This window comes from Streptomyces coryli (assembly GCF_011044975.1).
In the GTDB taxonomy this organism is placed as follows: Bacteria; Actinomycetota; Actinomycetes; order Streptomycetales; family Streptomycetaceae; genus Streptomyces; species Streptomyces coryli.
The window spans coordinates 1-6079 of sequence record NZ_JAAKZV010000356.1; the positions used below are offsets into that span (position 1 = coordinate 1).

Sequence of the window (6079 nt, forward strand, 5' to 3'; positions counted from 1 at the left end):
CCTGTGGGCTCCGCCCCCAGACCCCCGGATCGGCGCTTCGCGCCTCGTCCTCAAACGCCGGACGGGCTGGAAATCAGCTCTCCAGCTCGACCTGGATCTCTACCTCCACCGGCGAGTCCATCGGCAGCACCGCCACGCCCACCGCGGAGCGCGCGTGCACGCCCCGCTCGCCCAGCGCGGCGCCCAGCAGCTCGCTCGCGCCGTTCAGGACGGCCGGCTGGCCCGTGAAGTCCGACGCCGACGCGACGAACCCCACCACCTTCACCACCCGCTTGATCCGGTCCAGGTCGCCGGCGACCGACTTCACCGCGGCGAGGGCGTTCAGCGCGCACCGCTCCGCGAGCTGCGTGGCCTCCTCCGGCGTGACCTCGGCGCCGACCTTGCCGGTCACCGGCAGCTTGCCCTCGACCATCGGCAGCTGCCCGGCGGTGTACACGTACACCCCGGACTGCACGGCCGGCTGGTAGGACGCCAGCGGCGGGACCACCTCGGGCAGCGTGTGCCCCAGCTCGGCGAGCTGGGCCTCGACCCGACCGCTCACGCCTGCTTCTCCCGCTTCAGGTAGGCCACCAGCTGCTCGCCGCCGCCGGGGCCGGGAATGACCTGCACGAGCTCCCAGCCGTCCTCGCCCCAGGTGTCCAGAATCTGCTTGGTCGCGTGCACCAGCAGCGGCACAGTCGCGTACTCCCACTTCGTCATAGGGCGAGCCTACGGCAGTACGCTCGGGGTCGTGAGCAGGCTCCATGTGGTCAGCGGCAAGGGCGGGACCGGGAAGACCACGGTCGCCGCCGCCCTCGCGCTCGCCCTCGCCGAGGAGGGGAAGAAGACCCTTCTCGTCGAGGTCGAAGGACGCCAGGGCATCGCGCAGCTCTTCGAGACCGAAGCGCTGCCTTACGAGGAGCGGCGGATCGCCGTATCCCGCCAGGGCGGCGATGTGTACGCCCTGGCGATCGACGCCGAGCAGGCGCTCCTCGACTACCTCCAGATGTTCTATCGCCTCGGCGGCGCGGGCCGTGCGCTGCGCAAGATCGGCGCGATCGACTTCGCCACCACCATCGCCCCGGGCGTACGGGACGTGCTGCTGACCGGCAAGGCCTGCGAGGCCGTCCGCCGCCGCAACAAGGACGGGACGGCGGCTTACGACGCCGTCGTCATGGACGCCCCGCCGACCGGGCGCATCGCCCGCTTCCTCGGGGTCAACGCCGAGGTGGCAGGGCTCGCGAAGGTCGGGCCGATCCACAAGCAGGCGCAGGCGGTGATGCGGGTGCTGCAGTCCTCCTGGACCGCCGTGCACCTGGTCACGCTGCTCGAGGAGATGCCCGTACAGGAAACCGTCGACGGCGTCGCCGAGCTGCGCGCCGCCGGGCTGCCGGTCGGCGCGGTCATCGTCAACATGGTCCGCCCGGCCCTGCTCGGCGAGGCCGCCCTCGCCGGCGCCGAGGCCGACAAGCCCGCCATCGCCCGCGCCCTGTCCCAGGCGGGGTTGGGCGGCGCCAGCCGGGGCGCGAAGGCCGAGCGGCTGGTCGGCCCGCTGCTGGAGCAGGCCCGCGAGCACGCCGCGCGGCTGGCGCTGGAGCGGACCGAACGCGCCGAGATAGCGGCCCTCGGCCTGCCCACCCACGAGCTGGAGCTGCGGGCCGAGGGCGTGGATCTCGCCGGGCTCTACACCCTCGCCGCCGAGCTCAGGAAGCAGTGGAACGCATGAGCACCGAGCAGAGCCTCGACCAAGCGCCACGCCTCGACGTCGACGCCCTCCTCGACGACCCGGAGACCCGCATCATCGTCTGCTGCGGCTCCGGCGGCGTCGGCAAGACGACCACCGCGGCGGCCCTGGGTGTACGGGCCGCCGAGCGCGGCCGGCACGCCGTCGTCCTCACCATCGACCCGGCCAAACGCCTCGCCCAGTCGCTGGGCATCGCCTCGCTCGACAACACCCCGCGGCGCATCAAGGACATCGACGGCGACGGCGAGCTGCACGCGATGATGCTCGACATGAAGCGGACCTTCGACGAGATCGTCGAGGCGCACGCCGACCGGGACCGCGCCCGCGCGATCCTGGAGAACCCCTTCTACCAGTCGCTCTCCGCGGGCTTCGCCGGCACCCAGGAGTACATGGCGATGGAGAAGCTCGGCCAGCTGCGGGCGCGCGACGAGTGGGACCTGATCATCGTCGATACGCCCCCGAGCCGGTCGGCGCTCGACTTCCTGGACGCCCCGCAGCGGCTCGGCTCGTTCCTCGACGGGAAGTTCATCCGCATGCTGATGGCGCCGGCGAAGGTCGGCGGCCGGGCCGGGATGAAGTTCCTGAACGTCGGGATGTCGATGATGACCGGGACGCTGGGCAAGCTGCTCGGCGCCCAGCTGCTGCGCGATGTGCAGACGTTCGTGGCCGCGATGGACACGATGTTCGGCGGCTTCCGCACCCGCGCCGACGCCACGTACAAGCTGCTGCAGGCGCCCGGCACGGCCTTTCTCGTGGTCGCCGCCCCGGAGCGGGACGCGCTGCGCGAGGCGGCGTTCTTCGTGGAGCGGCTGGCCGGCGACGGGATGCCGCTGGCCGGGCTCGTACTCAATCGGGTGCATGGCTCCGGAGCCGATCAGCTGAGCGCCGAACGGGCCCTCGCCGCCGCAGAAAATCTTGACGAACTGGGCATTGTGGATCAGCCGGGCGGGCAGGCTGGAGGGCGTGCCACCAATGACCACGGTGGCACCGCCTCTCCCGAAGGCGCCCCGGCAGAACGTAAAGACCTCCCCGAGCAGGCAGATCAGAGCAGTGCGTCCGCCCAGCCTTACCCGTCAGCAGCGACAGCCCCGGCCGATACGGTCGCGGCCGCGCTGCTGCGACTGCATGCCGAACGGATGCAGCTGCTGGCGCGCGAGCGGCGCACGCGTGACCGCTTCGCCGCGCTGCACCCCGAGGTGCCGGTGGCGCAGGTCGCGGCGCTCCCTGGCGATGTCCACGACCTGGCAGGGCTCAGGGACATCGCGGAGCGGCTCGCGTCCGACGCCGCCGAAAGTGCCGGCGGCCCGGCCGCGTAATCCGGGCGCGGTGCCCGCACGGCGCGCAGTGAGCGCTGCGCGCTTCGCGGGCGGAGACTACGGGTCAGCCGACGGCTGCCACGTACTCCTCCTCGGGCACCAGGCCCGCGCTGCGCTCGTACTCATGCTTGGCCGTCTCGAGCAGCCGGCGCCAAGAGGTGACCGTGGGCCTGCGCCGCAGCAATGCGCGCCGCTCCCGCTCGGTCATCCCGCCCCAGACACCGAACTCCACTCGGTTGTCGAGGGCGTCGGCCAGGCATTCTGTGCGCACCGGACACCCGGTGCACACCGCCTTGGCCCTGTTCTGCGCCGCCCCTTGGACGAACAGCTCGTCCGGATCACTGGTGCGGCACGCTGCCTGTGTACTCCAGTCGGTAACCCAGCCCATGCTGGCGCCGTCCTCTCCCGAATTGAGGCTCCCCCACGGCGGCAGCGGCATATTCACCGTTGCCAGTTGAGGACGTTACGGAAGGAGCGCAAGGCGCAACACCCCCTTCGGGCCCAATCTTGAATGGCCCGAACGGACTATGCGTACGCGGCAGATCACCCACCGGAGTGAGGGGAGGGCAAGCGCGGCTAACCAGGCAAAACACCTGAGATCCGACCAGTTTCCGTCGCCACGATCCGGACCCTTGCCACCAGAGGTCGGCAATTCGGGCAGGTCTAATCACTCACAGGAGTGACGACGGAGGTGAGGCGGAACCGCATCGGTGAGGCAGTCGTGGACAGAGTAAGCGAACACACGGGCGGCTGTCCGGCGATTCTGAAGTTAGGCTGACCGCATGGCATACAAGCGCCCCGGAGGCGGCCTCACGGTCTTTCAGCAGGCCTCCAAGTTCGTCGGTGTGAGCGTCCTGGCGGGCTCCGTGCTGGCCGGCATCTCCCTGCCCGCCATCGGAGCGCTCGGCCTGATGTCCAAGGAGACCGTCGAAGGCTTCGACGAGCTGCCGGTCAACATGAAGCAGCCGCCGCTGAGTCAGAAGTCCACCATCCTGGACGTCAAGGGCAATGAGATCGCGTCGGTGTACGCCCGTAACCGCACGGTCGTCGAGCTCAACGACGTCGCGCCGGTGATGCAGCAGGCGATCGTCGCCATCGAGGACCAGCGCTTCTACAAGCACGGCGCCGTCGACCTCAAGGGCATCCTGCGCGCGCTCAACAGCAATGCCCAGGCCGGCCAGGTCCAGGAGGGCGCCTCGACGCTCACCCAGCAGTACGTGAAGAACGTCTTCGTGGAGGAGGCGGGCGAGAACGAGGCGAAGGTCGCCGAGGCCACCCGCCAGACCATCGGCCGCAAGATCAAAGAGCTGAAGTACGCGATCCAGGTCGAGGAAGAGCTCGGCAAGAAGACGATTCTGAAGAACTACCTGAACATCGCCTTCTTCGGCGAGCAGGCCTACGGCGTCGAGGCCGCCGCCCAGCGCTACTACTCCAAGCCCGCCAAGGACCTGTCGCTGACCGAGGCGGCGATGCTCGCCGGCATCGTGCAGTCGCCGAGCCGCTACGACCCGGTCAACGACGAGGAAGAGGCGAAGAAGCGCCGCAACCTCGTGCTGCAGCGGATGGCGAACAACAAGTACATCAGCCAGGACCAGGCGGACGCCGCCAAGAAGAAGGGCCTCGGCCTGAAGGTCAGCCAGCCGCGCAACGGCTGCATCACCGCCGTGAAGGGCGCCGGCTTCTTCTGCGACTACGTCCGCGAGGTCTTCCTCAAGGACAAGGCCTTCGGCAAGACGGAGAAGGTACGGGCGGCGCGCTGGAAGCAGGGCGGCCTGACCGTCAAGACCACGCTCGACCCGCAGGCGCAGGACTCGACGAACAAGTCGATCCGCCAGCACGTCTACCAGTCGGACCGGGTCGCCACCGCGGTGTCGATGGTCGAGCCGGGCACCGGCAAGATCCGCGCGATGGGGCAGTCCCGGCCGTACGGCTTCTCGGTCAAGAAGAACGAGACGCAGCAGAACCTCTCGGTCGAGAAGAGCATGGGCGGCTCGTATTACGGCTACCAGGTCGGCTCCACCTTCAAGCCGTTCACCGCGGCGGCCGCGCTGGAGCAGGGCACCTCGATCGGGAAGAGCTACCCGTCGCCGTACAAGATGCGCTATCCGAGCCCGGTCAAGAGCTGCAAGGGCGACTGGACGAACGGCGAGGGCGCGACGGTCGAGAACGAGAACGAGGAAGAGGTCGGCCCGTACGCGCTGAAGGAAGCCATCGCGAAGTCGGTGAACACGTACTTCGTCGGCATGATCAGCGACATCGGGATCTGCCCGGTGACCAACCTCGCCAAGGACATGGGCATCCAGATGGGCAACGGCGCGGAGCTGCCGCAGGCCCCGTCCGTGACCCTCGGTTCGGCCACCATCGCGCCGCTGACCATGGCGAACGCGTACGCGACCTTCGCCAACCGGGGCGTCTACTGCACCCCGATCGCGATCGAGTCGATCACCGACGCGAACGGCAAGCGCCTCCCCGTACCGAAGAGCAGCTGCAAGCGGGTCATGTCGGAGAAGACCGCGGACAGCATGAACACCCTGCTGCGCGGCGTCGTCGAGGACGGCACCGGCAAGCAGGCGGGTCTGACCGGGCGGGACAACGCGGGCAAGACCGGTACGACGGACGAGCGGACCAACGCCTGGTTCGTCGGCTACACCCCGAACCTCGCCGGTGCGGTGTGGGTCGGCGGCGCGGCCAAGAAGGTCTCGATGGTCGACATCCAGATCGGCCCGACGTACCACGACAAGGTCTTCGGCGCGGACACCCCGGGCCCGATCTGGCGGGACGCGATGTCGGGCGCGCTGGAGGGCAAGCCGGCGCCGAAGTTCAACCTCGTGCACATCCCGAAGCCGGAGAAGAAGCACGACGAGGACGAGGACGAGGGTGACGACGGCGGCGACAGCTGGTGGGACGAGGGCTGGGACGACAAGCCCGGCGGCAACGACCCGCAGCCGGACCCTACGCTGCCCTCGCCGATCGGCGGGACTGATGTCGGCACGACCGACGGGGGCGTGATCGGCGGGAACAACGGGGGCGGGAACGGGAA

At 69.5% G+C, this 6079-nt stretch carries 6 protein-coding genes; 3 read left to right on the forward strand and 3 right to left on the reverse strand.

The window, feature by feature from the left end:
- Positions 1–73: 73 nt before the first annotated feature.
- Together G5C51_RS39025 and G5C51_RS43505 are read right to left on the reverse strand one after the other, a co-directional pair.
- On the reverse strand, positions 74–541 hold the full coding sequence (locus tag G5C51_RS39025) for an Atu1372/SO_1960 family protein (RefSeq protein WP_165245171.1): 468 nt from the start codon (positions 539–541) through the stop codon (positions 74–76).
- Complete coding sequence (locus G5C51_RS43505) at positions 538–699, reverse strand: Sp36 family protein (protein WP_165245173.1); 162 nt, start codon at positions 697–699, stop codon at positions 538–540. Before G5C51_RS43505 ends, G5C51_RS39025 begins: the two co-directional genes overlap by 4 nt.
- A gap of 31 nt (positions 700–730) precedes the next feature.
- Between G5C51_RS43505 and bagA the strand changes: the two genes are divergently transcribed.
- Positions 731–1705 carry an ATPase BagA gene (gene bagA / locus G5C51_RS39035; RefSeq protein WP_165245175.1) on the forward strand — a complete coding sequence of 325 codons (975 nt, stop codon included), beginning with the start codon at positions 731–733 and terminating at the stop codon, positions 1703–1705.
- Entirely contained in the window at positions 1702–3039 is a 1338-nt protein-coding gene (gene bagB, locus G5C51_RS39040; protein ID WP_165245177.1) for an ATPase BagB, read from the forward strand. The genes bagA and bagB overlap by 4 nt, the downstream gene beginning before the upstream one ends.
- 64 nt (positions 3040–3103) lie before the next feature.
- Here the strand turns inward: bagB and G5C51_RS39045 are convergent, their stop codons facing one another.
- Positions 3104–3427, reverse strand: a complete 324-nt coding sequence (locus G5C51_RS39045) for a WhiB family transcriptional regulator (protein ID WP_206314800.1) — start codon at positions 3425–3427, stop codon at positions 3104–3106.
- 394 nt (positions 3428–3821) lie between these two features.
- Here G5C51_RS39045 and G5C51_RS39055 point away from each other — a divergent pair.
- The coding region (locus G5C51_RS39055; protein ID WP_165245181.1) for a transglycosylase domain-containing protein at positions 3822–6079 on the forward strand (2258 nt) is incomplete at its 3' end.

Excerpts from the sequence above, each read along its gene's own strand:
- G5C51_RS43505 (WP_165245173.1), bottom strand. The coding sequence starts at position 699 with ATGACGAAGTGGGAGTACGCGACTGTGCCGCTGCTGGTGCACGCGACC.
- bagB (WP_165245177.1), top strand. The coding sequence starts at position 1,702 with ATGAGCACCGAGCAGAGCCTCGACCAAGCGCCACGCCTCGACGTCGAC.
- G5C51_RS39045 (WP_206314800.1), bottom strand. The coding sequence starts at position 3,427 with ATGGGCTGGGTTACCGACTGGAGTACACAGGCAGCGTGCCGCACCAGT.